Source organism: Shewanella indica (assembly GCF_033842865.1).
Lineage (GTDB): Bacteria > Pseudomonadota > Gammaproteobacteria > Enterobacterales > Shewanellaceae > Shewanella > Shewanella indica.
The window spans coordinates 2822897-2846276 of sequence record NZ_JAWXXR010000001.1; the positions used below are offsets into that span (position 1 = coordinate 2822897).

General features: G+C 52.6%; 17 protein-coding genes. 9 read left to right on the plus strand and 8 right to left on the minus strand.

The genetic code is table 11. From position 1 onward, the window contains the following. Nucleotides 1-25: 25 nt before the first annotated feature. Together oadA and SIL79_RS12700 are read left to right on the plus strand one after the other, a co-directional pair. Nucleotides 26-1819 (plus strand): sodium-extruding oxaloacetate decarboxylase subunit alpha, encoded by a 1794-nt coding sequence (gene oadA / locus SIL79_RS12695; protein ID WP_233962525.1) that lies wholly within the window; start codon nt 26-28, stop codon nt 1817-1819. Nucleotides 1820-1828: 9 nt separating this feature from the next. Then, nucleotides 1829-2962, plus strand: a complete 1134-nt coding sequence (locus SIL79_RS12700) for a sodium ion-translocating decarboxylase subunit beta (protein WP_039034392.1) — start codon at nt 1829-1831, stop codon at nt 2960-2962. 173 nt (nt 2963-3135) lie between these two features. Here the strand turns inward: SIL79_RS12700 and SIL79_RS12705 are convergent, their stop codons facing one another. After that, the gene (locus SIL79_RS12705; protein ID WP_177192625.1) at nt 3136-3303 is read right to left on the minus strand and encodes a hypothetical protein; all 168 of its coding nucleotides are present in this window, start codon (nt 3301-3303) and stop codon (nt 3136-3138) included. A gap of 28 nt (nt 3304-3331) precedes the next feature. Further along, nucleotides 3332-4318: a hypothetical protein gene (locus SIL79_RS12710; protein WP_233962524.1), complete on the minus strand. Its 987-nt coding sequence runs from the start codon at nt 4316-4318 to the stop codon at nt 3332-3334. A gap of 214 nt (nt 4319-4532) precedes the next feature. Here SIL79_RS12710 and SIL79_RS12715 point away from each other — a divergent pair, with 214 nt between their 5' ends. The 5 genes from SIL79_RS12715 (at nt 4533) to SIL79_RS12735 (ending at nt 10878) form a co-directional block, all read left to right on the plus strand. Continuing rightward, a complete protein-coding gene (locus SIL79_RS12715; protein ID WP_039034390.1) occupies nt 4533-4958 on the plus strand; it encodes a YqaA family protein in 426 nt (141 codons plus the stop codon). Nucleotides 4959-4996: 38 nt separating this feature from the next. After that, nucleotides 4997-7852: a M16 family metallopeptidase gene (locus SIL79_RS12720; protein ID WP_233962523.1), complete on the plus strand. Its 2856-nt coding sequence runs from the start codon at nt 4997-4999 to the stop codon at nt 7850-7852. Nucleotides 7853-8152: 300 nt separating this feature from the next. Further along, nucleotides 8153-9718: a glutamate--cysteine ligase gene (gshA, locus tag SIL79_RS12725; RefSeq protein ID WP_082014288.1), complete on the plus strand. Its 1566-nt coding sequence runs from the start codon at nt 8153-8155 to the stop codon at nt 9716-9718. Further along, nucleotides 9715-10140: a hypothetical protein gene (locus tag SIL79_RS12730; RefSeq protein WP_039034387.1), complete on the plus strand. Its 426-nt coding sequence runs from the start codon at nt 9715-9717 to the stop codon at nt 10138-10140. The genes gshA and SIL79_RS12730 overlap by 4 nt, the downstream gene beginning before the upstream one ends. Before the next feature lie 144 nt (nt 10141-10284). Further along, the gene (locus SIL79_RS12735; protein WP_039034419.1) at nt 10285-10878 is read left to right on the plus strand and encodes a transglycosylase SLT domain-containing protein; all 594 of its coding nucleotides are present in this window, start codon (nt 10285-10287) and stop codon (nt 10876-10878) included. A gap of 209 nt (nt 10879-11087) precedes the next feature. Here SIL79_RS12735 and SIL79_RS12740 read toward each other — a convergent pair whose 3' ends face one another. The 3 genes from SIL79_RS12740 to SIL79_RS12750 form a co-directional block, all read right to left on the minus strand. After that, nucleotides 11088-13094 (minus strand): methyl-accepting chemotaxis protein, encoded by a 2007-nt coding sequence (locus SIL79_RS12740; RefSeq protein ID WP_039034386.1) that lies wholly within the window; start codon nt 13092-13094, stop codon nt 11088-11090. Between the two features lie 447 nt (nt 13095-13541). Further along, entirely contained in the window at nt 13542-16628 is a 3087-nt protein-coding gene (locus tag SIL79_RS12745; protein ID WP_319619313.1) for an efflux RND transporter permease subunit, read from the minus strand. Then, on the minus strand, nt 16625-17692 hold the full coding sequence (locus tag SIL79_RS12750; protein ID WP_405130438.1) for an efflux RND transporter periplasmic adaptor subunit: 1068 nt from the start codon (nt 17690-17692) through the stop codon (nt 16625-16627). The genes SIL79_RS12745 and SIL79_RS12750 overlap by 4 nt, the downstream gene beginning before the upstream one ends. A 257-nt stretch (nt 17693-17949) precedes the next feature. Between SIL79_RS12750 and SIL79_RS12755 the strand changes: the two genes are divergently transcribed. Together SIL79_RS12755 and SIL79_RS12760 are read left to right on the plus strand one after the other, a co-directional pair. Continuing rightward, a complete protein-coding gene (locus tag SIL79_RS12755) occupies nt 17950-18564 on the plus strand; it encodes a TetR/AcrR family transcriptional regulator (RefSeq protein WP_071477245.1) in 615 nt (204 codons plus the stop codon). A gap of 46 nt (nt 18565-18610) precedes the next feature. Then, entirely contained in the window at nt 18611-19501 is an 891-nt protein-coding gene (locus tag SIL79_RS12760; RefSeq protein WP_071477244.1) for a DUF6268 family outer membrane beta-barrel protein, read from the plus strand. Nucleotides 19502-19565: 64 nt separating this feature from the next. Here the strand turns inward: SIL79_RS12760 and SIL79_RS12765 are convergent, their stop codons facing one another. From SIL79_RS12765 to SIL79_RS12775, 3 genes are all read right to left on the minus strand, one after another. Further along, nucleotides 19566-20129: a chalcone isomerase family protein gene (locus SIL79_RS12765; protein WP_319619315.1), complete on the minus strand. Its 564-nt coding sequence runs from the start codon at nt 20127-20129 to the stop codon at nt 19566-19568. A gap of 83 nt (nt 20130-20212) precedes the next feature. Next, the gene (locus tag SIL79_RS12770; protein ID WP_039034416.1) at nt 20213-20692 is read right to left on the minus strand and encodes a DUF2947 domain-containing protein; all 480 of its coding nucleotides are present in this window, start codon (nt 20690-20692) and stop codon (nt 20213-20215) included. 186 nt (nt 20693-20878) lie between these two features. Next, a complete protein-coding gene (locus SIL79_RS12775) occupies nt 20879-23332 on the minus strand; it encodes a 6-hydroxymethylpterin diphosphokinase MptE-like protein (protein ID WP_319619316.1) in 2454 nt (817 codons plus the stop codon). Nucleotides 23333-23380: the final 48 nt, after the last annotated feature.

Genomic DNA, 23380 nt, shown 5'->3' on the forward strand with positions numbered 1-23380 from the left:
TGCCGTAATCTGATGGATAAGAAAGATGAGTAAAGCTTTAGCATTAACCGACGTTGTCCTGCGGGATGCTCACCAATCATTATTGGCAACCAGAATGCGTATCGACGATATGTTGCCAATCGCCGCCAAGTTGGACAGTGTTGGCTTCTGGTCCCTGGAATCCTGGGGCGGTGCTACCTTCGATGCCTGTATCCGTTATTTGGGTGAGGACCCCTGGGAGCGGATCCGGGCGCTGAAACAGGCCATGCCCAATACCCCGCAGCAGATGTTATTGAGGGGCCAGAATTTGCTGGGTTATCGCCATTACAGTGACGACTTGGTGACCCGGTTTGTCGAGCGCGCCCATGAGAGCGGGGTCGATGTATTCCGGGTGTTCGATGCCATGAATGATGTGCGCAACTTGCAAGCGGCGCTGAAAGCCGTGATTGATGTTGGTGCCCATGCCCAGGGCACAATTTCTTATACCACAAGCCCCGTACATACACAGCAAACCTGGCTGACGATGGCCAAGCAGCTGGAAGACATGGGCTGCCATTCACTCTGTATCAAGGACATGGCCGGTTTGCTCAAGCCGATGGAGGCCTTTGAGCTAATAAGCCGCTTGAAGTCGGAAACCGATCTCTTGATCACCATGCAGTGCCATGCCACCACAGGGTTATCAACCGCAACCTATCAAAAGGCGATAGAGGCCGGGGTCGATGTGCTGGATACTGCCATTTCTTCCATGAGTCAAACCTATGGTCACAGTGCCACCGAAACCTTGGTTGCCATGGTCGAAGACACCGATAGGGCAACAGGCTATGACTTGGCGCTGCTGGAGGAGATTGCCGCCTATTTCCGTGAGGTCAGAAAAAAATATGCCCGTTTCGAAGGGGCACTCAAGGGGATAGACTCACGCATTCTGCGGGCTCAGGTGCCGGGTGGCATGCTGACCAATATGGAAAACCAGCTCAGAGAGCAGGGCGCCGAGGACAAGCTGGATCTAGTGCTCGAGGAGATCCCAAGAGTGCGGGAAGATCTGGGTTTTATTCCGCTGGTGACCCCCACCTCTCAGATTGTCGGTACCCAGGCGGTAATCAATGTGCTGATGGGTGAGCGCTATAAGTCGCTGACCAAGGAGACGGAAGGAGTACTCAAGGGCGAATATGGCGCCACCCCGGCCAAGGTCAACAGTGAATTGCAACAGCGGGTGTTGCAGGGGGCGGAGCCTGTCAGTTGCCGCCCGGCCGATCTGCTCGCACCCGAGCTTGAACATTTGCGGGCCGAACTGGCCGAAAAAGCGTTGGCGCAAGGTCTGAGCCTCAGCGAAGAGCGCGATGATGATGTGCTGACTTATGCCCTGTTCCCGCAAATCGGCCTGCAGTTTATTAAGAATCGTGGCAATCCTGCGGCATTTGAACCCAAGCCAGAATTGGAAGCTCCTCAGCCACAAGCAACTCAAACCAAGGCCGGTGGTCGTCAGCCCGAGGTTTATACCGTGGATGTGCAGGGCCAGCGCTTTGTGGTGCAGGTCAGTGAGGGCGGTGATATCAGTCAGGTTGCGCCTTTGCCTGTGGCTGAGCCGCAGGTTGCCCCTGTGCAGGCTTCTGCTGTTGCCTCTGGCCCGGAACTGGAGATGAGCGCGCCTCTTTCCGGCAATATCTTTAAGGTACAGGTGGCCGCCGGCGACTGCGTTCGCGCCGGTGATGTCGTTATCATCCTCGAAGCGATGAAGATGGAAACTGAGATCCGGGCTCAGGCCGATGGTGTTGTCAGCCGCATCCTGGTCAAGGAAGGCGATGCCGTCAGCGTCGGTACCAAGCTGTTGGCACTGGCCTAAGGAGCTATGATGGATGGTTTACTCGCTTTTTGGTCCGAGACGGGAATAGCGCACTTTACCTGGCCGCAGGCATTGATGATGTTGGTCGGCGCCTTGCTGTTGTATCTGGCAATAGTGCGCAAGTTTGAGCCATTGCTGCTGCTTCCCATCGGTTTCGGCGCCATTTTGGCCAATATCCCCAACGCAGGTTTTACCGAGGAAAATGGGCTGCTCTACTATGTTTATCATGTGGGCATAGATACCGGGGTTTTTCCGCTGCTGATCTTTATGGGGGTCGGCGCCATGACAGACTTCGGTGCCCTGATAGCCAACCCCAAGATGCTGCTGTTGGGAGCTGCTGCTCAGTTCGGGATCTTCGCCACCCTGATTGGTGCGATAGCCCTGAACCTGGTGCCCGGGTTTGAGTTCAGTATGCAAGATGCCGGTGCCATCGCCATCATAGGCGGCGCCGATGGCCCGACGGCCATTTTTCTCGCCTCCAAACTGGCGCCTGATTTGCTGGGAGCCATTGCGGTGGCGGCATACTCCTACATGGCTTTGGTGCCGCTCATTCAGCCTCCCATCATGCGGGCCTTGACCACGGAAGCCGAGCGGCAGATCAAGATGGAACAGCTGCGGGAAGTCAGCAAGAAGGAGAAGATCATCTTCCCCCTTATGGTGCTGGGAATGACCATACTGTTTTTGCCGACGGCGACCCCCCTGGTGGGCATGTTCTGCTTAGGAAATCTGATGCGTGAGTCCGGGGTGGTGGATAGACTTTCCAACACGGCGCAGAACGAACTTATCAATATAGTCACCATTTTCCTCGGGTTGGCGGTGGGTTCCAAGCTCTCGGCCGAGCAGTTTCTTCGGGTCGAGACACTGGGGATCTTGCTGCTCGGGGCAGTGGCTTTCAGCATTGGCACCGCTGCCGGGGTCTTGATGGCCAAGCTTATGTGCAAACTCAGTGGTGGTAAGGTTAACCCCTTAATCGGTGCCGCCGGGGTCTCGGCCGTTCCCATGGCCGCCAGGGTGGTGAATAAGGTGGGGCTAGAGGCCAATCAGCAAAACTTCCTGTTGATGCACGCCATGGGCCCCAATGTGGCCGGTGTGCTGGGCAGTGCGGTCGCTGCCGGTATTCTGCTGGCGGTATTGGGCAACTGAGCGTTTTGCTCGCTGAATCCCTGAGTTCAATGACGTTGAAAGATAACCGGCGTAGCCAGTGTGCCGCGCCGGTTATCTGTTTTAAGGCTCGCTAGAGAACAATCCGCAACGAACGGGTTTTGGTACTCTCTGGGTCAGTTCAAGCACTTATTTTAAGGGCTCATATCAAAAGCTTAGGCCGTCAGCCAGATGGCTAATGACAGTAGGGCAATCAAGGCGCCGCTGACGCCAATTATCCAAATAAAACCGCGTTTCCCCTGCGCCAAAGGGACTTTATTGAAGTGTAAAAACGCCATCCAAAATAGGGAAAGGATAATAGGCAGAAACAAGAGACGGGCCATGATTGCTCACTATTCAAAGAGATATGGCTTAATCATAGACTGGGATACTCCCGGAGTACCAGTCAGATGCTTGAATATTGCTCGCTGCAATGCCTTTATCTGCCAGCACCTGAATTAACATCTGTCTCAGTTTCTTGGCTTGGGCAATGGCTCGCTCTACTTGCGGCAGGACATCTTCGAATTTGTCTTTGAAAGGGTCAATGGGGGGCGTAGCTAGTTCCATCACCACAGATTTGCCGGAACGTTTGATCACGAGTCCAGTGCTTGCAAATGCACCGAAGGCTTGCGTGAGCATATCAAGCTGCTCGGCCGCGCCCAGAAACATGATTTTGACCAGGCTTCCGGCCAATTGATGAACGATGCGGATATGTTTATTGGGCAGCAGCGGATAGAAATGCAGCCAAGAATGTCCGGCGGCGCGGTTTTTGGGGGTTTCCGGGTTCAACTCCGGGTGATGTATTTTCGCAAACTCAAGATAACACCTGGCAAACTCTGTGACTTCGGGGCTAATGCTGGGCAGGTATCCGCGTCTTTGCTTGCTGATGCTCTCGGCCATAAGCCGTGCTCGGTACCATACCCCTTGGGCGACAAAGTATGCCATGATTTCCTCATAGGCGATGGTTTTATCATAGGGCTCATTGTTGGATGTCAGGTACTTTTGTGGAGCCAAGAGACAAGTGCGAAAATCAACCCAATGGCCCTGTTCTATCCCATGTTCGCCGCGATAGCGATACCTTAATCCTTGTTGCTGTTGTGGCGTTGCATCTATCTTGTTTTCGATAAGAATGGCTTGATGGGAGCCGTCATTGGCCTTGAAAATCAGCACGAGATCCGACTCGCCGTATTGATTGTGAATGACAGAATGCCAGGCGCCGACAAACTCTACGGCGTGGGGGAATTCATACACACGGGAAGCCAACCAATTGCAGAAGGCCGTTGAGGTATGGAATTCCTCCAGCAACATCAAATCAATATCCCGCTCCTGAACAGATTGAATAAAGTTCAGCTCCTGCATTTAAGACTCCTTTCTTTGTCCCTCTTCGGGCGGGTTTTGCCCGCTAGCTGTTACTGTTTTATGGCGATGGTATGCTGGAATGCTTGAGACTTAGCTGGGCAAGGGCGCCATTTTCTTATATCTTTCAGCACTAAAAAAATCAGTCTTTATCCATTTATCTTTAAAGTCCGCCTGGACGGGCCTTTGATTCAAGCAGTATGCAGGAAGGTATCTTATGTGGGAACTCTGGCTGATGTTCAGCGGCGCTTTTTTGGCGGCGACATTGCTGCCAGGAGGCTCGGAAGTCTTGTTGCTGGCTTTGCTGGACAAGCAGCCGGAGATGGCATGGCCGCTGCTGCTTAGCGCCACTATAGGCAACACCTTGGGGGCCTTGAGCAGCTATCTACTTGGGCTCTTGGGGCGCAAGGCGGTCACGCCTGAGCAACTCGACAGCGGTCGCCACAAGCAGGCGCTGGCGTTGCTGAAGCGCTACGGTTATTGGGCCTTGTTACTTTCCTGGGTGCCGCTTATTGGCGATATTCTGTGCCTTTTAGCAGGTTGGATGAAACTTCCTCTTACAAAATCCACTCTGATGATTTTGACAGGCAAGGGCCTGCGCTATTTGATAATTGTGTTGTTGGCTTTAGAGTGGCTGCAATGAGTTTTTTGAGTTTGGTTTCTGGTTGAAGGAGTAACATTTTGAAGAAATGGTTATTGGCAGCGGCAATTTCGGCCGCATTGGCGGGTTGCTCAGTGCAAACCGACACAGGATTGACTGAGGTTTCCTCGGTACAACTGCCGGCAGGAGTGACTCTCATCGAGTCGGTCACCCCCAAGGCCGGTGAAGTCGGTATCCCTTACAGCAAGTATCGCTTGGCCAACGGCCTGACCGTGATACTGCATCAGGACAATTCTGATCCTCTGGTGCATGTGGATGTCACCTATCATGTGGGCTCGGCCAGAGAGCAGGCCGGACGCAGTGGTTTTGCCCATCTGTTTGAACATATGATGTTCCAGGGCTCTGCGAATGTGGCCGATGAACAGCATTTCAAGATAGTCACCGAGGCCGGCGGCACCTTGAATGGCACCACCAACACAGATCGCACCAACTATTTCGAAACTGTTCCCAGTAATCAATTGGAAAAAATGCTTTGGCTGGAGTCGGATCGCATGGGTTACCTGCTTCCGGCCCTGACCGACAAGAAATTTGAAGTGCAGCGGGAAACCGTGAAAAACGAACGGGCCCAGCGTATCGATAACCGTCCTTATGGGCGGATGAATGAACGTTTCAATCAGGCGTTTTATCCCGCCGGTCATCCTTATTCCTGGCCTGTTATCGGTTGGCCCGAGGATCTCGACCGCGCCACGCCTGATGATGTAAGACACTTTTTCCAGCGCTGGTATGGCCCCAACAATGCCACTCTGACCATAGGCGGCGATATAGATACCACGCAAACATTGGCCTGGGTCAGCAAGTACTTTGGCGATATTCCCAAAGGGCCTGAAGTCGCAGACGAGGCCAAGCCTTTGGTAACGCTGGACAAGAGCCGCTATATCTCGATGGAAGATAAGGTTCATTTGCCTCTCATCCGCATGGCCTTCCCAACCGTTTATGCCCGTCACCAGGATGAGGCTGCGCTGGATCTGCTGGCCAATATTCTCGGTGGCGGCAAGACCTCGCTGGTTTACAAGAATCTGGTGAAAGATGGTTATGCGGTGCAGGCCGGGGTCAGTCATCCTTGCCAGGAGCTTGCCTGTCAAATGTCCATCTACGCCTTGGCCAATCCGGCCAAGGGCGGAGCACTGGCGCCGATAGAGGACAAGATCCGCGAATCGATCGCCGAATTTGAACAGCGGGGCGTCACAGATGAAGATCTGCAGAAGGTCAAGGTGCAGTTCCGCGCCGACAGTATCTTCTCGCTGCAGAGTGTCTCGGGTAAGGTGTCCAACCTGGCCTATAACCAGACATTCGCCGGTGATCCCAATCAGATAGCCAAAGATTTAGCCCGTTATGATGCAGTGACCAAAGAAGATGTGATGCGGGTATTTAAGCGCTATATCAAGGATAAGCCCAGTGTGGTGATGAGTGTGGTGCCCATGGGCGCCAAGGCGCTGGTGGCCAAGGCCGATAACTTCACCCCGCCTGAGCCAAGGGTTGCCGCCGAAGCCGTTGCCGGGTTGCAGCAGGCCGTAAGTGCCAACAGCAGTTTCGATCGCAGTAAGATCCCCGCTGCCGGCAAGGCGCCCTCCATGCAGGTGCCCAAGCTTTGGTCTGCCCAGCTGAACAACGGTATCAGTGTCATGGGCACTGAAAGCCATGAAACGCCCACTACCGAGCTGGTCATCTACCTCAACGGCGGTCACAGACTGGTGCCGGTGGAAAAGGCCGGGCTCGCCGGTTTGACGGCGGCCATGCTCAATGAGTCCAGCGCCAAACGCAGCAGTGAAGAACTGGCTCAGGCGCTGGAGCTGCTGGGATCTTCCGTGGTGTTTGACAGTAGCGGTTATCAAAGCAGCATCCGGATCTCGGCCTTGACCGAAAACCTGGATAAGACCCTGGCGATAGTCGAAGAAAGGCTGTTTGAGCCAGGCTTCAAGGAAGCCGATTTCGAGCGGGTAAAACAGCAACAGTTGCAGAGCCTGCAACATCTGGCATCGGATCCCAACTATCTGGCCGAAGAGGGATTCAGCAAGTTGCTGTTTGGCAGCCAGACCAGTCTCGGTGTCAATGATAACGGCACGCTTGAGAGTGTCAGCCAGCTGACGCTCGATGATATCAAGGCTTTCTATAAGGAGCAGTATCGCGCCGGTAACGCTCAACTGGTGGCGGTAACCGACCTGCCACGCGAGCAGTTAATCGGCAAGCTCAAGGGATTAGAGTCCTGGGGCGGTCAGGCGGTGTCTTTGCCGGCCTTGAGTGAGCTGCCCGAGAGCAAACCCGGAGTGGTATTCCTTATCGATAAGCCGGGAGCGGCCCAGTCGGTTATCAGCATAGGCAAGCGCGCCCTGCCTTACGATGCAACGGGCGACTTCTTCAAGGCTTACTTGATGAACTATCCTTTAGGCGGCGCCTTCAATAGCCGTATCAACCTTAACCTCAGGGAAGACAAGGGCTACACCTATGGTGCCCGCAGCTTCTTCAGTGGTGGGATTGAGCAGGGCTACTTCAAAGCGGGTGCCAGCGTTCGCAGTGATGTCACCGACAAGGCGCTGGCCGAGTTTATCAAGGAGCTCAAGACTTATCATGATAAGGGGATGACGACACAAGAGCTTAACTTTATGCGGGCTTCTATTTCTCAGGGTAAGGCTTTGGATTATGAAACGCCTTACCAAAAGGCCGGTTTTATCCGTATGATCCAGAAGTACGGTCTGAGCGATGATTTTACCGCCCGTCAGGATGAGATTATCAATGATGCCACGCTGGGCAGCCTCAATGAATTGGCTAAAGAATGGTTGGATCCTGCCAGCATGCAGATATTGGTGGTCGGGGATAAAAATCTTATTGAGCCCGGTATTAAGGCAATGGGTTATTCAGTGATCAATCTGCCCTTGTAAAACGGCCACTTTGACCCCATATTGATCTTAACCGCAGCGGGTTACGACTCGCTTGCCACTACGCAAGGCGGTGATGCTTGAAAGGGCATCACCGCCTGTGTCTTTTAAATTACACTTGCCTGAAAGGCCGCTTAGGCTTTATTTTTGGGCAACCGTCACACAGAGCAGTCCTGTGCCTTTTGGTGCTGAATACCAAAAGATGAAAGCGGAGCAGGTATGCCCGGGTCTATTGGCCAGATAAAGGCTTAGGCCGCCCAAGCAGAGAACAAGAATTTGAAGTCATTTACCGAATCTGTCGCAATGCTCAAAGGAGCCGAAGGTCGCGCCGCACTTAAGGATATGCGCCGTGGGATTGAGCGAGAAGCCTTGAGAATTGATGCCAGCGGGCACCTGGCTATGGATGGTCACCCCAAAACCCTGGGCTCGGCCCTGACTCACTCGCGGATCACAACCGATTACAGTGAGGCGTTGCTCGAGTTCATTACGCCGGTTACCCACAGCATAGATGAGCTGCTCACCGGCCTCACCGAAACCCATGCTTTTACTCTCAATCAGCTTAAGGGACAACAGCTTTGGCCCGTGAGCATGCCTTGCTATGTGGGCGACGAGAAGGATATTCCCATTGCCCAATATGGCAGTTCCAATGCTGGGCGGATGAAGACCCTCTATCGCAAGGGGCTGACCTACAGATACGGCGCCTTGATGCAGATCATCTCAGGGGTGCACTTTAACTTCTCGGTTTCTGATGAGCTTTGGGATCTGCTCTATGCCCAGAGTGATAAGTCGGTTTCCCGTTGTGATTTTATCTCGGAACGTTACTTCGGCCTTATCCGCAACTATCGTCGTTTGGTGTGGGTGCTGCCTTATCTGTTTGGTGCTTCGCCGGCGTTGTGCCACTCTTTCATCAAAGAGCAGCAGACAGAGCTGGATTTTGAAAAAATGGGCCTTGGCACCCTGTATCTACCCTGGGCCACCTCACTGAGAATGAGTGATTTGGGTTACACCAACAAGGAACAGGAGCGGCTCAGTATCAGCTATAACTCGCTGGCGGATTACCTTCAGGGGATCCGTGCCGCTATCAAGATGCCTTCGGACAACTTTGCCAACATAGGGGTGAAAGTCGACGGCGAATATCGCCAGCTCAACGCCAATGTGTTGCAGATAGAAAATGAGTTCTATGCCCCCATTCGCGCCAAGCGGGTGACCCGTAGCGGTGAAAAACCCTCCGAGGCGTTGGCAAGAGCCGGGGTGGAATATATCGAAGTGCGGGCGCTGGATGTAAACCCCTTCAGTGCTATCGGTATTGAAGCCTCTCAGGTGCGTTTTCTGGATCTGTTCCTGCTCTACTGTTTGTTGAGTCCTTCGGCGACCACAGACGCCGCCGGTGAGCAAGAGATAGGCGCCAATCTTAAGGCCGTGGTGCTGGAAGGGCGTAAACCTGGTTTGATGCTGAATCAAAATGGCGTGCCTGTGGCGCGCGAGCAGTGGATGCTGGCTCTGTTTGCCGAGTTGCAGCAATTGGCCGAGCTGCTCGATGGAAAAGATGACGACCAATATCAGCAGGCGCTGGCCAAGTGGCATCAAGCCGTTATCGACCCGAATGAAACCCTGTCTGGGCAGGTGATGAAGACCCTGGCGGACAAGGGCCTGGATCACGGCGCCTGGGTGATGGCATTGGCAAAAGAATATCAGCAGCAGCTGCTGAATTATCCGCTGAGTGCCGCGGCGCTGGCTTCTTTTGAAGCTGAAGCCCAGGCCTCAATCGAGAGTCAGTTGCAGTTGGAAGCCGCAGAAGGTTTGAGTTTTGATGATTTTCTGGTTCAGTATTTTGCCGATGAACCAGCCAAGGAAGCAGTCAGTCAGTGAAGTCTTTGTTGTTAATCTCGGCCGCAGCAGTGTTGCTGTCGGCCTGCGCCAGTGCTCCTGAGCCCGGGCGCGAATGTGGTACGGTTTCAGGTTATCTGGAGCCGGATCGGGAGCAGCAGTTTTATCGCCTGGTGGTCACCCATCTTGATGGCCAACCTGTGATCTCTAAACCCAACTATCAGTTACCACCGGGTGAACACAGTTTTACCGTCTCTGAGCTGATAGATTCACCTGAGCTCAAGGTACGGCTGTCGGCCCGTACGCCCAAGGAACTTAAGTTGCAGGTGGAAGCCGGGCAACGTTATCACCTGGCGGCCAAGTTCAATACCGACAGGCGCTATACCGGCAAAGATACCGACTACTGGGAGCCTGTGGTTTGGCAACAGGAAGTTCATGAATGTGAACTTCCTAAGACGCAATAAAGCTCACTTTTTCAGAGGCTCAGGTTGCATTTGATGTTTGACTCGGGCGACACTTGAGCTCAAGTTCAAGCAAAGGCCTGGCCTTTGAAAGCCGTGAGATTTCTCGTGAAGCAACAGTTGTTATCCAAATTTGCCCCGGCGCTTATGATTGCCGCTTCCCTGTTTTTGGGCGGCTGCGCCACTTCGCCTCCCAAAGATCCCGATAATATCTGCGCCATCTTCAAAGAGCACAGATCTTGGTACAACGCCGCCAAGGATGCCCGCGAAAAGTGGGGCGTTCCCGTGCATGTGCCCTTGGCTATGATGTATCAGGAGAGCTCCTTCAAGCATAATGCGGCGCCACCTATGGAATATTTCTTGTGGATCATTCCCATCGGGCGCGCCAGTGACGCTTATGGTTATGCCCAGGCCAAGACCATGACCTGGGACGATTATGTGCGTGAGACCGGCAACAGCTGGGCCAGTCGCAGCGATTTTGATGATGCAATGGATTTTATGGGCTGGTTTATCTACAAGAGCCATAAGATCAATGGCGTGTCCAAGTGGGACGCCCGTAACCAGTATCTCAATTATCACGAAGGCTGGGGCGGCTACAAACGTGGCAGTTACCGCAGCAAGGCCTGGCTGGTGCGGGTGGCCGATAAGGTGGACAATCGCTCCCGTCGTTATGCTGCCCAGTACAATCAATGCAAGGAAGATTTGGACGCCTCTTGGCTTTGGCGTTTGTTCTTCGGTTAACGCCCTGAGAATACGAGTCGATAATTATTGCGATAATCATTGCAAAGGATTGACCGCTTATCTGGGTTACTGCAACTGAAGTTGCAGTAACCCTTGCTATAACACAAGAGAACCCAGCTTAGCTGGGTTCTCTATTTGGGCGGCTTATGGCATCAAGTGTTTTCCATGTCATTTCTCAGCCTTTACTTTTGCCGAGACTTCCTCATTTCTCAGACTTTGAAGACACTTATCTGTTTTTTCAGTGCGGCGGCCAACTCTGTCAGCTCTTTGGCTGAGGTGACTGTTTCTGTGGCACGGATATCGCCTTCACGGGCCAGATCGGTTATCTGATGCAGGTTGCGGGTCACTTCCTCGGCTACAGCGCTTTGTTGTTCGGTAGCGCTGGCAATACTGCTGACAGATACGGCCAGATCGGCAATTCGCTGGGCAATGGCAGTTAACTGATTGTTGGCTTCCTCTCCCTGCTCGGCGGAGCGATTACCCAACTGATGGCTCTGATCCATGCGCATAGCCGTATCTTTGACTTTGGCTTGCAGCGAAGTGATGGTCTGACCGATTTCCGAAATCGACGCCTGGGTGCGGCTTGCAAGGGTGCGCACCTCATCGGCCACCACAGCAAAACCGCGTCCTTGTTCACCGGCTCGGGCGGCTTCGATGGCGGCATTCAGTGCCAGCAGGTTGGTTTGTTCGGCGATACCATTGATAACTTCTGTAATGGTGTTGATAGCTTCACTTTCTTTAGCTACACCTTCGACCGCAATATGGCTTTCACTCAGTTGTATGCTGAGAGTTTCCAGTCCCTGTACTACCTGAGTCAGTTGCTGGTGACCTGCGCGGGAGGCTTCGTCCACCTGTTGGCTCTGGTTGGCGCTTTCTCCGGCGTGATTGGCGACATCGCGTATCGAGGTGGACATCTCCTCGATAGCGGTTGCGATTTGATCGGTTTGAGCCATCAGAGCCTGGGCTTCATCGCCGTTGAGACGGGCGACTTCCTGGGCTTGTTCTGCCTGGTATTCCAACGTCTGTACCGAGCCTTGCAGCGCCTGAAGCAGTTGCTTGAGCCCCATGGTCATTTCGGTGACGCTGTTGCTTATCCGCACCACTTCGTTTTCGCTGCGGCTGTCGAGTTTTGGCAGTGCTTGGCTGAAATCGCCTTTGCCCAGGTTTTCCATATGACGTTGCAGAGTTTGCAACGGCCTGACGGTGCGTACCAGTACAACAGAGAGCAAAATAGTGATAACCAAAATGCCAACCACGGCGACCATGGCATTGATCAGCAGCAGAGTTTGGCTCTCTTCATTCAGCTCGGCGGCCTTAACCTGACCAATAAGCTCCCAGTTCCAGCCGGGGATAGTGGCACTGTAGGCAATCATCTCCACGCCTTTGCCATTGAGGTAGCTTTTAACTCCCTCACTGTTCATTAGTTCATCAAGTGGCATGCCGTCCAGATCGGCCTCTGTGATGGTTTGACCCTGAGGTAAACTTGGATGAGCCACTACCACTTTGTCGGCGCGGCGCAGCAGCAGATAGGTGCCACTTTCCTCCAGGCGAAGCTGTTTGACCGATTGCTGCAGCTGAACCAGGGAATCGCTAATGTCGAAACCTATGTAGAGAATACCTATCACCGAGCCCTGAACGTCTTTGACCGGACGGTAAACTGTCATATAGTCGCGGCCGAACAGCTTGGCATAGCCCTCATAGTCCTGACCCTGAATAAGTTTTTGATAGCCCGGGTGTTTTGTGCCTAGATAAGTCCCCAGCGCGCGGCTGCCATCGGCCTTTTTCAGTGAGGTTGCTATACGAAGGAAGTCATCGCCGTCACGAACGAATACTGTGGCATTACCGCCGGTGAGGTTGGCATATCGGTCAACTTTACTGCGGGAAGAGTTGAGCTGTTCCTTTTCATGCATCAATGCAGGGGTATCCATTCCAAGAACTCTAACCGTCTTGTTTTCCGGTTTATGGAATTGGCCCGGATACATGGCCCTGAATACATCGGCATTGCGATGAGCCAGAGATAGCAAGCTCTCGTATTGCAATGCCAGCAGATCATCGACTCCATGGACCTGTTGCTCCATGGCGGTTATCGCTTTCTCTTTCAGGGTAGATGAGGCTGTCAGGTAGGAGATGCTACTCAGAACGCCAAACACCAAAATTGTCAGCACAAAAGCCAGTGTGCCGATCTGTTTGGCGATAGGCCAGTTGCGGTAATTCATTATCGTTATTCCTGTTTGACCGGTTTGTTGAACTTTATCTCATTCAGGTTAAACAAGTTTTGACCTGAATCTAACTATGGACCCGACCTTTTATTTTAGAAGATGCTTTATTATAGCGACGCCGCAAGGATAACTTTTTGTTTTTTATATTACATTCGCAAAATGTGTTACATGACGCTTGCAACTTTGTTTGCGCTGTTGATTAAACCATAAAGTGGGTAAATCAGATGATGGAAATAAGTGGTTGTAACTATCTGATTAATAAAAGAAGATTTCCAAGAAGTACGAGTATTACTCATGGGGCAACATACATTCCTGTCTGCAGAGACTTGGGAGAGGCTCGAACAAAGCGCTGCCGAATAGTTTGAGGCGCAAGCGGGTTGATACTAGGGCGATACGCGCAACATCAATAGCGACGACGATCCGGCCCGCGCTTGTCTTTTGGGGTTAATATTCATTTTTCAACGGCAAGTTGCGGGAACACTCGGGCTGCGGCTTCAACCACAGGGAGTAGACCACAGGTACCCAAACCAGAGACAAGAGGGTGGTCAGCGCTGTGCCCCCGGCAATGGCGATGGCAAAGGGCGGCCAAAAACCACCGCCGGCCAGGATCAGCGGCAGAAAGCCGCCCACTGTGGTGATTGTAGTCGAAGCGATATGGCGACTGCAGCGCATGACCCCTGCAAGAATCACGTCTGTGTTGCCCAGGCGCGCCATAGGCTCGGACTCGAGCTCCGCCAGGATCACTATCGCGGCATTGATAGCCAGGCCCATCAAGCCCAGCAGACCTATTATCACGGTAAAGCCAAAGGGATAACCCAGAGCCCAGACCGCCAGCAATCCGAGCCCTGCCGATTGCAGGGCGCTGAGCAGAATGATCCCTGTGAGTCTGAAAGAGTTAAAGGAGAGCACTAAGACGCTCAGCAATAAGGTGATTACCAAGACGATATTGGAGAGTAGATTACCCACGGCTTCATCGCGTTTGGCACTCTCACCGCCTATCTCTATCCGGTAGGAGGCGGGCAGATTGAGCTCGGCAAGCTTGGGTTTAATCCGCTCCAGTACTTTTTGCGGCAACACTCCTGAGGCGATATAGGCTTCGAGTATATTAACCCGCTGGCCGTTGTAGTGAGGAATAGCGCCGCGGCTGGCATTGACATGGCTTTGACTCACGGCCGAAAGCGGAATCGACTCACTATTGGGCGCCAGCAGGCTTATTTGTGACAGCCTGGATTGCTGTTCGCCGACACCGGCGCCGAGCTTGACTCTCACCGGCAGCGATTCAGTTTGCTCCAGCAAACTGCCACCTGTGATGCCTGTGGTGGACATCTGGATCTGTGAGGCGATCTCACTCAAACTCAGGCCGGCCATCAGGCTGGCATCTTCATCGAGCTGCAGCCACACCTTGGGCGCCCCCGGGCTCAGGGTCGCCCGGGTGTGGATCACATCCCGGGTCTCTGCCAGCAGTCGCCGCACCTCATCTCCAAGCTCGGCCAGGCGGTCGAGGTTGGGGCCATAGAGCCTTAGCTCCACAGGGGCGTTGAAGGGCGGACCCTGCTCCAGTTTACGCACCAGGATCTGCGCATCCGGATAGTCTCTATCCAGCTGCTGTTGCAACTCGGGAATTAAGCGGTTAGCGGTGCGAAAGTCGCGGGTTGTTATCATTGCCTGGGCGTATTGGCTGGCGCCCTGCTGTTTTTGAGTCAGGTTGTAGTAAAAGGATGGCACGTTCCCGCCTATGACCCAATTGACGCTTTCTATGCCGTCAGTGCTGCGCAGCTCTCTATCGAGTTGTTTGACTCTCTGCTCTGTCCTCGCCAGGCTGGCATGGGGCGAAAGATAGAGCTCCAGCTGGAACATGTTTCTATCCGATGGCGGGAAAAACTGCTCTGTCATCTGCCCGGAGGCCACAAAGCCTGTCAGTGGCAAGATACCGATCAGCAGCGCAGCAGTTTTCGGGTAGTTGAGCGCCAGTTGCAGAGTCTGACTATAGGCTCTGGCCAACCTTGGCAGGTTTACCCCTTGGTGATACCAGCGATTGTCGTCCTTGGCGCGGCTGAAACGCCCGGCGAGACCGGCTATCAGGGTGTGGGAGATGAGGTAGGAGCCGAGCAGGGCAAAGATCACTGAAATAGCGATACCACTGACAAACTCGCCGGCGGCGCCAGGCATCAGCACTATCGGCGCGAATGCCAGCATGGTGGTGATGGTGGAGCCGGCAAGCGGCAGCCACAGGTGCCTGATGGTGGTGTTGACCGCCTGCAGCTTACTCATGCCCTCGCGGCGGCGCTGGGCAATGGCATCGACAATCACAATGGCGTTATCCACCATGATCCCCAGTGCCACCACCAAGCCGGTGACTGACATCTGATGAATGGGCAGGCCGGTAAACTTCATGCAGGCCAGGGTAAATAGTGCCGTCAGTGGCAGTGACAAGGCGACGATAAGCGCATTGCGCATGCCGACAGTCACCAGCAGCACCAGGAGAATGAGCACAAACCCCTGCAGCAGATTGAACAGCAGTTCTTGCAGGCGCTCGTTGGTGTAACCTTCCTGCTCAAACAGCCATTGCATGCGGATATTGGCGGGAAAACTTTGTTCCAACTCGGCTGTGATCCGGCGCACTTGTTCACTCCAGATATCCACCCGGGTGTTGTTGAGCATGCGGGCGGCCACCATAATACCGGGCTCACCGTCAAGCAGCGCCAGATTATCCCACGGATCTTTGGGCTGGCGGTTGATTGTTGCGATATCGCCAAGGCGGATCAGTTGCCCGAAACGGTCGGTTTTCAGCGGCACCTGACGGATTCGCTCCAGCGAGTCGAGCTCGCCGGAAACCTCTACCAATGCCCGGAAGCTCTGGTTGTTAATTTCACCGGCCGACACCTTGGTATCGGCGCGATTGAGAATGTCGGCTACGGCTCCCGGTGTCAGCCCGAGCCGATTGATACGTTCGCCATCCAGCGTGACCAGAATTTCCTCCGTCGGCGCGCCATAGAGTTTGACAAAGTCTGTGCCGCTCAAGAGCCGCAGTTTGCTTTGCAACTCTTTGGCGTAACGGCTGAGAATGTCGGGACGCGCTTCACCGCCGCCGTGCCATCCCAGGCCTATGATGGCGGTGTAGGCGTAACCCAGCTGATCGTCGAGTACCGGCGGATTGACACTTGCCGGCAAGCGGCTGCCGCTATCGGCCAGCAGATCTCTGGCTCTCGACCATACCGGCTCGGTTGCTGTGACGTTATCTTTGAGCTCGAGTTGAATCACCGAGACCCCGGGTCTTGAGGTGGACTGGACAAGCTTGAGCTCTTCCAGTCGTCTCAGCTCATTTTCCAGTACTTCAGTCACCAGTGCCTCGACCCGTTCGGCGGAAGCGCCCGGATAGCTGGTGATCACAGAGGCAAAGCGGTTGGTGATATGGGGGTCTTCGGTGCGTGGCAGGCTAGATATGGCACCTAGCCCGGCAACCAGCAACAGGGCTATCAATAGGCTGGCGAGGCGGCCATTCTCGACAAAGGCCTTAATAAGAGGGTTCATTGTCCACCTCTAACCGCCAATGCGGCGCTTGGCGCGACTCTTTGCCCGGCAACCAGCTTATGCAGGCCCGTGGTGACAAACTGCTCTCCCGGGCTGATGGCGCCGCTGATAAAGGCGTTGTCGCCTTCGGTATAGAGAATTTCCACATCACGGCGCTGCAGTTTAAACCCATCGGTATCTTGTTTGAGCACATACAGATTCCACAGACCGCGAATACCGTCGGTGAGCGCCGACACCGGGACCCAGTAGCCTTCACGGAGAACTTCACGGCGGTACTGCAAATAAGCCAGTTCGCCATTGATAGGTGTGGTTTCAGAGGCAGAGTCGATACTAAACCTGAGTTGTACTGTGCGGGTGACGGGATTTATTTGGCCGCTGATCCCTTTTAACTTGGCCTGGTAATAGTGTTCGGCGACTCTGAGCTTGAGAATTACACCAGGTTGCAACTGCTCGGCAATATTCAGCGGCACCCCTATCAGTGCTTGCAGATTGTTGCTTTGCACCAAGGTAAAGACCGGGCTGCCCAGGGCAATGACTTCACCGAGATTATGCTCTCTGGCGGCTATCACCCCGGCGAAGGGGGCGATGAGAAGCGATTTTTGCCGTTTAAGTTCATTGGCTTTCAGTGAGGCTCCCAGCCTGGCGTGCCCGGCTTCCAAGCTGGCCAGTTTGCCTTTGAGTTCATCGAGCTGCTGCTCGGAAAGATATTGTTTGGCTCTGAGTTCCAGTGAGCGTTTCAACGTTGCCCGGGCCAGTTTGATATCGGCATTATTCTGATCCAGTGCCGCCTGTAATTCGGTCTGTTCGGCTTCCAGCAAGCTGGTATCCAGCCGTGCCAGCAATTGTCCTCGCTCGACTCTATCGCCGGTATCTACCAGGAGTTTTTGCAGTTTTCCTGGGAGCTCGAAACCTATGCCTGTGGTATTGCCGGCGCGCACGCTGCCACTGAATTGCTGCAGCTTGGTGTAACTTGGCTTGAGTACAAGAGCGGCACTGCTGACCACTGCGGGCTTGGTTTCACTTTGCTCAACGGGCTGTGGTTGGCAGGCTGACAGGCATAACATCAAGGTAAGGGCAACCAACAGCGCGGCGCGACCCTGGCCTTGGAGGTGGGTAAATTTGATTTTTAGCCCTGAAGCATTTGGTTTTTTAACTTCCTTGATGCGCTGTTGCAATGACGTCTCCCTGTGCTGATTACCGATTGTTAGCAATAAGTTAAACTGGACTTGCTAGTCTAATTTGGCTGAACTGGACTGTCTAGTCTATTTTATGTTCTAATGCCTTCCAAGACGTTGCCGAACAAGGTGTAAGTCATAAGGTTATGAATAATCAGCAATTAACTCGTAGCGAGCAGAAGCGGGCTCAGATACTGGAGGCCGCTATCGAACTTTTCTGCGCCCAGGGGTTTCCCCATACCAGCATGGATGAAGTGGCCAAAACTGCCGGGGTATCGAAACAAACTGTTTACGCTCATTTTGGCTGCAAGGATGAGCTGTTTGTGGCAGCTATCGAGTCCAAATGTGTGGTGCGTCAGGTTGCTGAAGAACTGTTGGCCGACGCCGCCCGGCCGGAGCAGGCGCTGGCGGTGTTTGCCGAGTATTTCGGTGAGCTGATTGTCAGTGAAGATGCTATTACCGTTTATCGCGCCTGTGTTTCCCAGGTCGATACTCATCCGGAACCGGCGCAGCTTTATTTCGATGCCGGACCCGAGTACATGTTGGGGTTGCTGGTGGATTTCTTTACTCAGGTTGAGCGTCATGGCGGTTATCACTTCGGCAATAAGCGCCAAGCAGCGGTGAGGCTGAGCCTGATGTTATTTGGTGAGCTACGGCTCAGAAAAGAGTTGGGGCTGAACACCGGGCAACTCGAGGCGCAGCACAGGGATTATTGCCTTGAGACGGCCGGATTGTTTCTTAAAGCGCATAGGTTGGGGTAGCGTACGGTTATAATTGAGTTTTATTTAAACGGCAAAAGGACATGAGATGAACAAAACGGCTACAGTTATCTTGCTGAGCACTTTGAGTGCCAGTGCAGGGTTGCTTGCCGCAGAGGCTTCGACATCCCGCTATAGCCTGAGTCTGGCCACTTTTGAAAATGCCGACTCGGATATTGATGGTGGCGGGGAACTGGGGCGTCGCAGTTATCTTCTGGGCGTGCGGGCTGACTGGCAACTGGATAAACGTTGGGGGCTGGGTGTCAGCCTGGGTTATGACAAACTGGACTGGGATTTTTCCGCTTTACCTGACAATAGTGTTGCCGATAGGATTTTTGCTGCCAGCCAATTTGACTCTGCTCAACGTTATTCAGCTTCCATCAGCCTGAAATATAAGCTGAATAGACACTGGAGCTTGATGCTAACGCCTCAGTTACAGTATGCCTATAGTGATGAAGTCTCCTCTTCGGATGCCGAAAGTTATGGTGTGATAGCCGGTGCTGTTCACAGGTTCAACTCGGGTAATATGTTGGGTTTTGGTATTGCATATCTTAATGATATCAGTGAGGTGCGTACGGTTCCTTATCTGCTTATCGATTGGCAACTCAGTGATAGATGGCGGGTGGGCAACCCGTTTCAGGCGGGTTTTACCGGTCCTGCCGGGATAGAGTTCAGTTATCGGATCTCACCGGATATGGAGTTGGGGCTGGGAGCCTCCCAGCGCACCGAGCGGATCTTGGTGGGGGAAAATGAGCAAACGCTGGAATTGACCGAAATCAGCAGCTTCGCCCGTTTGGGCTGGCAGTTGGGACAAGGGTTCAATCTCAACGCCTATGTGGGTTACTTCATCAACCCGGAACTTGAGTTGAGTGAACCTGAGATCAAGCGCGAGTTGGATAACTATCCGGCAGGCGCTGTTCATCTTAGCTATCGTTTTTGATTGAGTTGCCCGCCGTGGCGGGCAACTTCTCCCTTTCGATTGAGCGATTTTCTGGCTGAGGAGTTCAGTCGGCCAGCATCGCTTTTTTCAGGCTGCTCTGCGCCGGTTTGTCACCGAGCCAGATATTTAGCAGCGCGCGGCGAAAGTTCTCTCCGGCGATAGTGTCTTGCAGCTCACCGTTCTTGTAGGCACTGACACCGTTTTCCTGGCTGGTATACAGGAGGAAGCTGTCGCCTTGTTTGATCTCTTCCTGAAACAGGCTCATAAATCGGTCGATATCGGCTTGTATAGCTTCGGTTTTGCCGCCTGTGGCGTCATCGAAACCTTCAGTTATCGCCGAGCGCATCTTATCTGCGGTGATAAGACCCGAGACTATTTTCAAGCTGACCGCCGCCTGAGGCTGCGTCAATACTTCGGCTGTAGTGGTCGCTTTTGTTGGCAGATAGAGACTGCCTATGTAGAGATCCATAAAGAACTTGCTGCGTACCCCGGCACCATTGAGCTTAAGCGGCGTTGCCGCCTGAATGCTCAGAGTATCTGGAATATTTTCACCGGCAATTTCGCGGGCATCCACTGTGGCAGACAGCGATAAGCCAAGTAATAGAGCGGTTAAGATTATTTTTTTCATCTTGTTCTCTTGGTATTGGTCGTTCTGAGTGGCTGAACCGGCAAGGTTCTTCTTGCTCACTGAATGTTTGCCAAAAACCTTCCTTAGCCTCGCAGCCCCATTTTGAAGTTGCCATCTTGACTGAACCAGACGGCTTGCTTGTGTTTGGGACTTATCAGCAAAGGGCCATCATCGAAAAACAGAAAGCATTTCCAGTTACGGGCAAAGATTTCCCAGCGAGTTTGGATCACCTGATACTTTTCATAGCAGAAATACACAGGGGTATCTGCCGGCCAATCAATAAAGTCGGCCAAGGGTTCCGGTAGGCTGTTGTCTTCGCTGTCCCAATGGCTTTGCCAGTATTCGGTCTGGTGCCAGGTGGAGCTGCGGCTGGCCCAATCGCCCTTGGTAAAGTCTTCGGCACAGCTGCTTTTGTTGCTTATCCAGCGATTCCACACTTCCATGGCGCTCTTTTGATCCAGCGGCAATATAGCCGTCTTATCCTGGTCACTGACCGGCAGATCCTTATGGTTGAAGATCCATTTACGGCGATACTGATCGAGTGGAATATAGCTGTGATTCAAGTTTTGTTCTCCGGAACTGCGCTTATTTGCCGGGGCATTATAACGGTGGCGAAAGGGGAAAAGAAAGGCCGCATGCGGCGGCCAGGGGAAGGCGAGTCTATTGTAAAGGACTTGAGTCATTTGCTGCGAACCACGCCTTGCATCCCAGACTGTAAGCCACATACAAGTGGCTTGCTTGCACCATCTCTATTTCTGGGTTTGTAGTTCGGCTAATCCCTGCTTGGCGCTGAGATTATTGGGGTCGAGCTCCAGGACTCTGGAAAATGCGGTGATGGCGGCATCATTTTGTTGTACTGCTCGCATGAACTGCGCCAGTTTTAACCATACCTGCAAGTCTTGCGGGTACTTTCCCAGGTAATCCAGATAGGTTTCCAGTGCCTGTTGCCCGTTACCGCCGAGGCGCAATATGTGCGCATATTGCGGTAGGAAACTGTCGTTTAAGCGGCTTAACTCCGCCAGAGTGGTTTCGGCTAGGGAGGGCATATTGAGCTGCAGAGCCAGTATGGAAATCATTCTGAGCTCGGTTTCGGTTGTTTGTTCCTGAGCTATCTGCTGCAGCGCATGCAGCGCTTTATCCGGTGCTTGACAAAGCATATGGAGATTAGCCGTAGCCAACCAATATAGGCGTGTGAGCTCAGGCTTTTCTGGCAGCACGAATTCGAGGTTATTTACCATTTGCTGTAAACCTTGAAGATGGTGTTGGCTTTTAAGCAGTGTAATTTTATCGAATATTTGCTCTTGAGTATTCGCATCGGTCAAGATCTGTTGATAAACAGGGCGAACCTCGGTCAACATTTTGCTATAGCTTTCCTCAAACTCTTTTATAGTCGGTTGGTTTTCAACTGATACCTGGTGCGTTTGTAGCCAAATTTGCAATCTGCCCGGCGTATTATCTTGACGCCATTGTATGCCCAGAGCCTCCAGCTTATCATCGGGGTTAAGTTCTTCCTGACGAGATTTTACTCGAGATAAGGCTTTATCAACCAATGTTGTGAGGTGTTTGGCTATCACACTGTACGCTTGATAGTAATCCAGGTTCATTTGCTGCATTTGTGCCTGGGTCCACTCATCGCTGCTGCGAGCAGTTAAAAATGCCGAAAATTCCCTGAAGCCATAGAATTTAATCAATTGGGCCATCTCAGTGTAGTCTTTGTTAAGTTTGGCTTCTGTAGTTTGTAGTAGTTTCAGCAGTTTACTCGAAGGGGTATGTGAATGGAGTTCAGCTTGGCAGGCTTTGAAGGCCTTATGAGTGAGACTTTCAATTCGAGTTAGTTTTTGTTTTGCTTGTTCGAGTTGTTGGAAACACAGCAGCAGATCGGCTTTCCTATTTACTTGTTTCAAGTTTAAGTTTGCAAGCAGCTCTGACAGTGACTTTTTATTTGGTGGGAGTTTTATCTTTTCGCTGTCGCAAAATTCAATACCTTTTATTTTGGCGGCATCTTCAGAGAGGTTTAGGTACTCCAGTTGCGGATGAGCGGCGACTTCGTTTTCAACTGCCTGTTTTGCAAGAAGTAGCTGAATTGGGGTTTCCGTTTGGTAGCCACTGTAGGTTTCGACCCATTCACAGAGGTGACCTAAGTTTGGTCCTTGTTTGGCCTCTTGGGTACCAGCTGCATGGGATATACCTCTCCTTGAGTAACAAAGATCCATACCGGTAAACAGAATTTGGCTAAAACCCATCTCTATTGCCAATAACAGGGCGCTGTTGGTGACAGTTGGGCCTTGAGTGATGATATTTTCGCGCTGGGTTTGCCAAGGGAAGCGCTCACCGAGATAGAGGTTTTTCCCGGCCCACTGACTCACTATCCAAGGGTGAGCGTAGTTGGCATGAACCAGGAGAAAATCCTGATGATATTGCATCATCTCTCTACTGACATCAAAGCTGAATGTCTGTGGATCCACTGTCACGACTATGTCAGGTTTTATCCCGTGATTGATGAGCTTGGCAGCAATGCGGGAAACCGCCAATATGGTCAGTCTATGCTGATTGACCATGAGCCATTCCAACTGTGAATCCAGAGAGGGGCCGCCGGCGACTATGATGGCGGTTTCTCCTTCAAATTTTCCTCTTAGTATTTTGGCCGGAGAGTGATTCTCGCAGACATTTTCCAGTTGACGTTGGACAAACTCTTTTTGGCTATAGTTGAGTCTCTGTTCGAAATGTGCGTGATGTAAACTTTGGGCTATGGCACTTTTTAACAACACATAATCGGGAAGTGTTTCGGCATTTGCGGCCAGAGAGTGATAATGGCGGTATTGGCCTTTGGCAATACAGATTTCGTTGCCGGCTTGTTTGAGTACTTCAGGCAACTCGGCTTCGGTAGTGACCCATAACTTGCCATTGAGCGAATCGGGAATGTCAATATTGAGTAAGTTCAACACTTCGGGCAGTTCAACGAAGATAAAACGACTTCCAGCTGGAAATGTCATGGATAAGATATAGTTGGCCAACAGCCCCGAATCCATACCTGTGAAAACATACAAGGTATCTTCAGCATCGAGTTGTTTGGCAAACTTATTGCGATACTGGCTTGCAGAGTCGAGTTGCTCGAACATCTGCCGGTTTATGGCTGGGAGATAGGTTTCTCTGAAACGACTCACGGCAAAGGTATTGAGCATGGCTGAAGGAGTGCTTTGCATTCTGGGCCCCTGTAGGTTAAAGCGCCAATTATCTGACACCTTGTTTAG

Bases quoted from the DNA above. Each gene is read 5' to 3' on its own strand.
- SIL79_RS12760 (WP_071477244.1), top strand. From the start codon at position 18,611: ATGAACAAAACGGCTACAGTTATCTTGCTGAGCACTTTGAGTGCCAGT.
- SIL79_RS12750 (WP_405130438.1), bottom strand. From the start codon at position 17,692: ATGTTATGCCTGTCAGCCTGCCAACCACAGCCCGTTGAGCAAAGTGAA.
- oadA (WP_233962525.1), top strand. From the start codon at position 26: ATGAGTAAAGCTTTAGCATTAACCGACGTTGTCCTGCGGGATGCTCAC.
- SIL79_RS12775 (WP_319619316.1), bottom strand. From the start codon at position 23,332: ATGCAAAGCACTCCTTCAGCCATGCTCAATACCTTTGCCGTGAGTCGT.
- SIL79_RS12715 (WP_039034390.1), top strand. From the start codon at position 4,533: ATGTGGGAACTCTGGCTGATGTTCAGCGGCGCTTTTTTGGCGGCGACA.
- SIL79_RS12745 (WP_319619313.1), bottom strand. From the start codon at position 16,628: ATGAACCCTCTTATTAAGGCCTTTGTCGAGAATGGCCGCCTCGCCAGC.
- SIL79_RS12710 (WP_233962524.1), bottom strand. From the start codon at position 4,318: ATGCAGGAGCTGAACTTTATTCAATCTGTTCAGGAGCGGGATATTGAT.
- SIL79_RS12755 (WP_071477245.1), top strand. From the start codon at position 17,950: ATGAATAATCAGCAATTAACTCGTAGCGAGCAGAAGCGGGCTCAGATA.
- SIL79_RS12765 (WP_319619315.1), bottom strand. From the start codon at position 20,129: ATGAAAAAAATAATCTTAACCGCTCTATTACTTGGCTTATCGCTGTCT.
- gshA (WP_082014288.1), top strand. From the start codon at position 8,153: ATGCTCAAAGGAGCCGAAGGTCGCGCCGCACTTAAGGATATGCGCCGT.
- SIL79_RS12740 (WP_039034386.1), bottom strand. From the start codon at position 13,094: ATGAATTACCGCAACTGGCCTATCGCCAAACAGATCGGCACACTGGCT.
- SIL79_RS12700 (WP_039034392.1), top strand. From the start codon at position 1,829: ATGGATGGTTTACTCGCTTTTTGGTCCGAGACGGGAATAGCGCACTTT.
- SIL79_RS12735 (WP_039034419.1), top strand. From the start codon at position 10,285: ATGATTGCCGCTTCCCTGTTTTTGGGCGGCTGCGCCACTTCGCCTCCC.
- SIL79_RS12705 (WP_177192625.1), bottom strand. From the start codon at position 3,303: ATGGCCCGTCTCTTGTTTCTGCCTATTATCCTTTCCCTATTTTGGATG.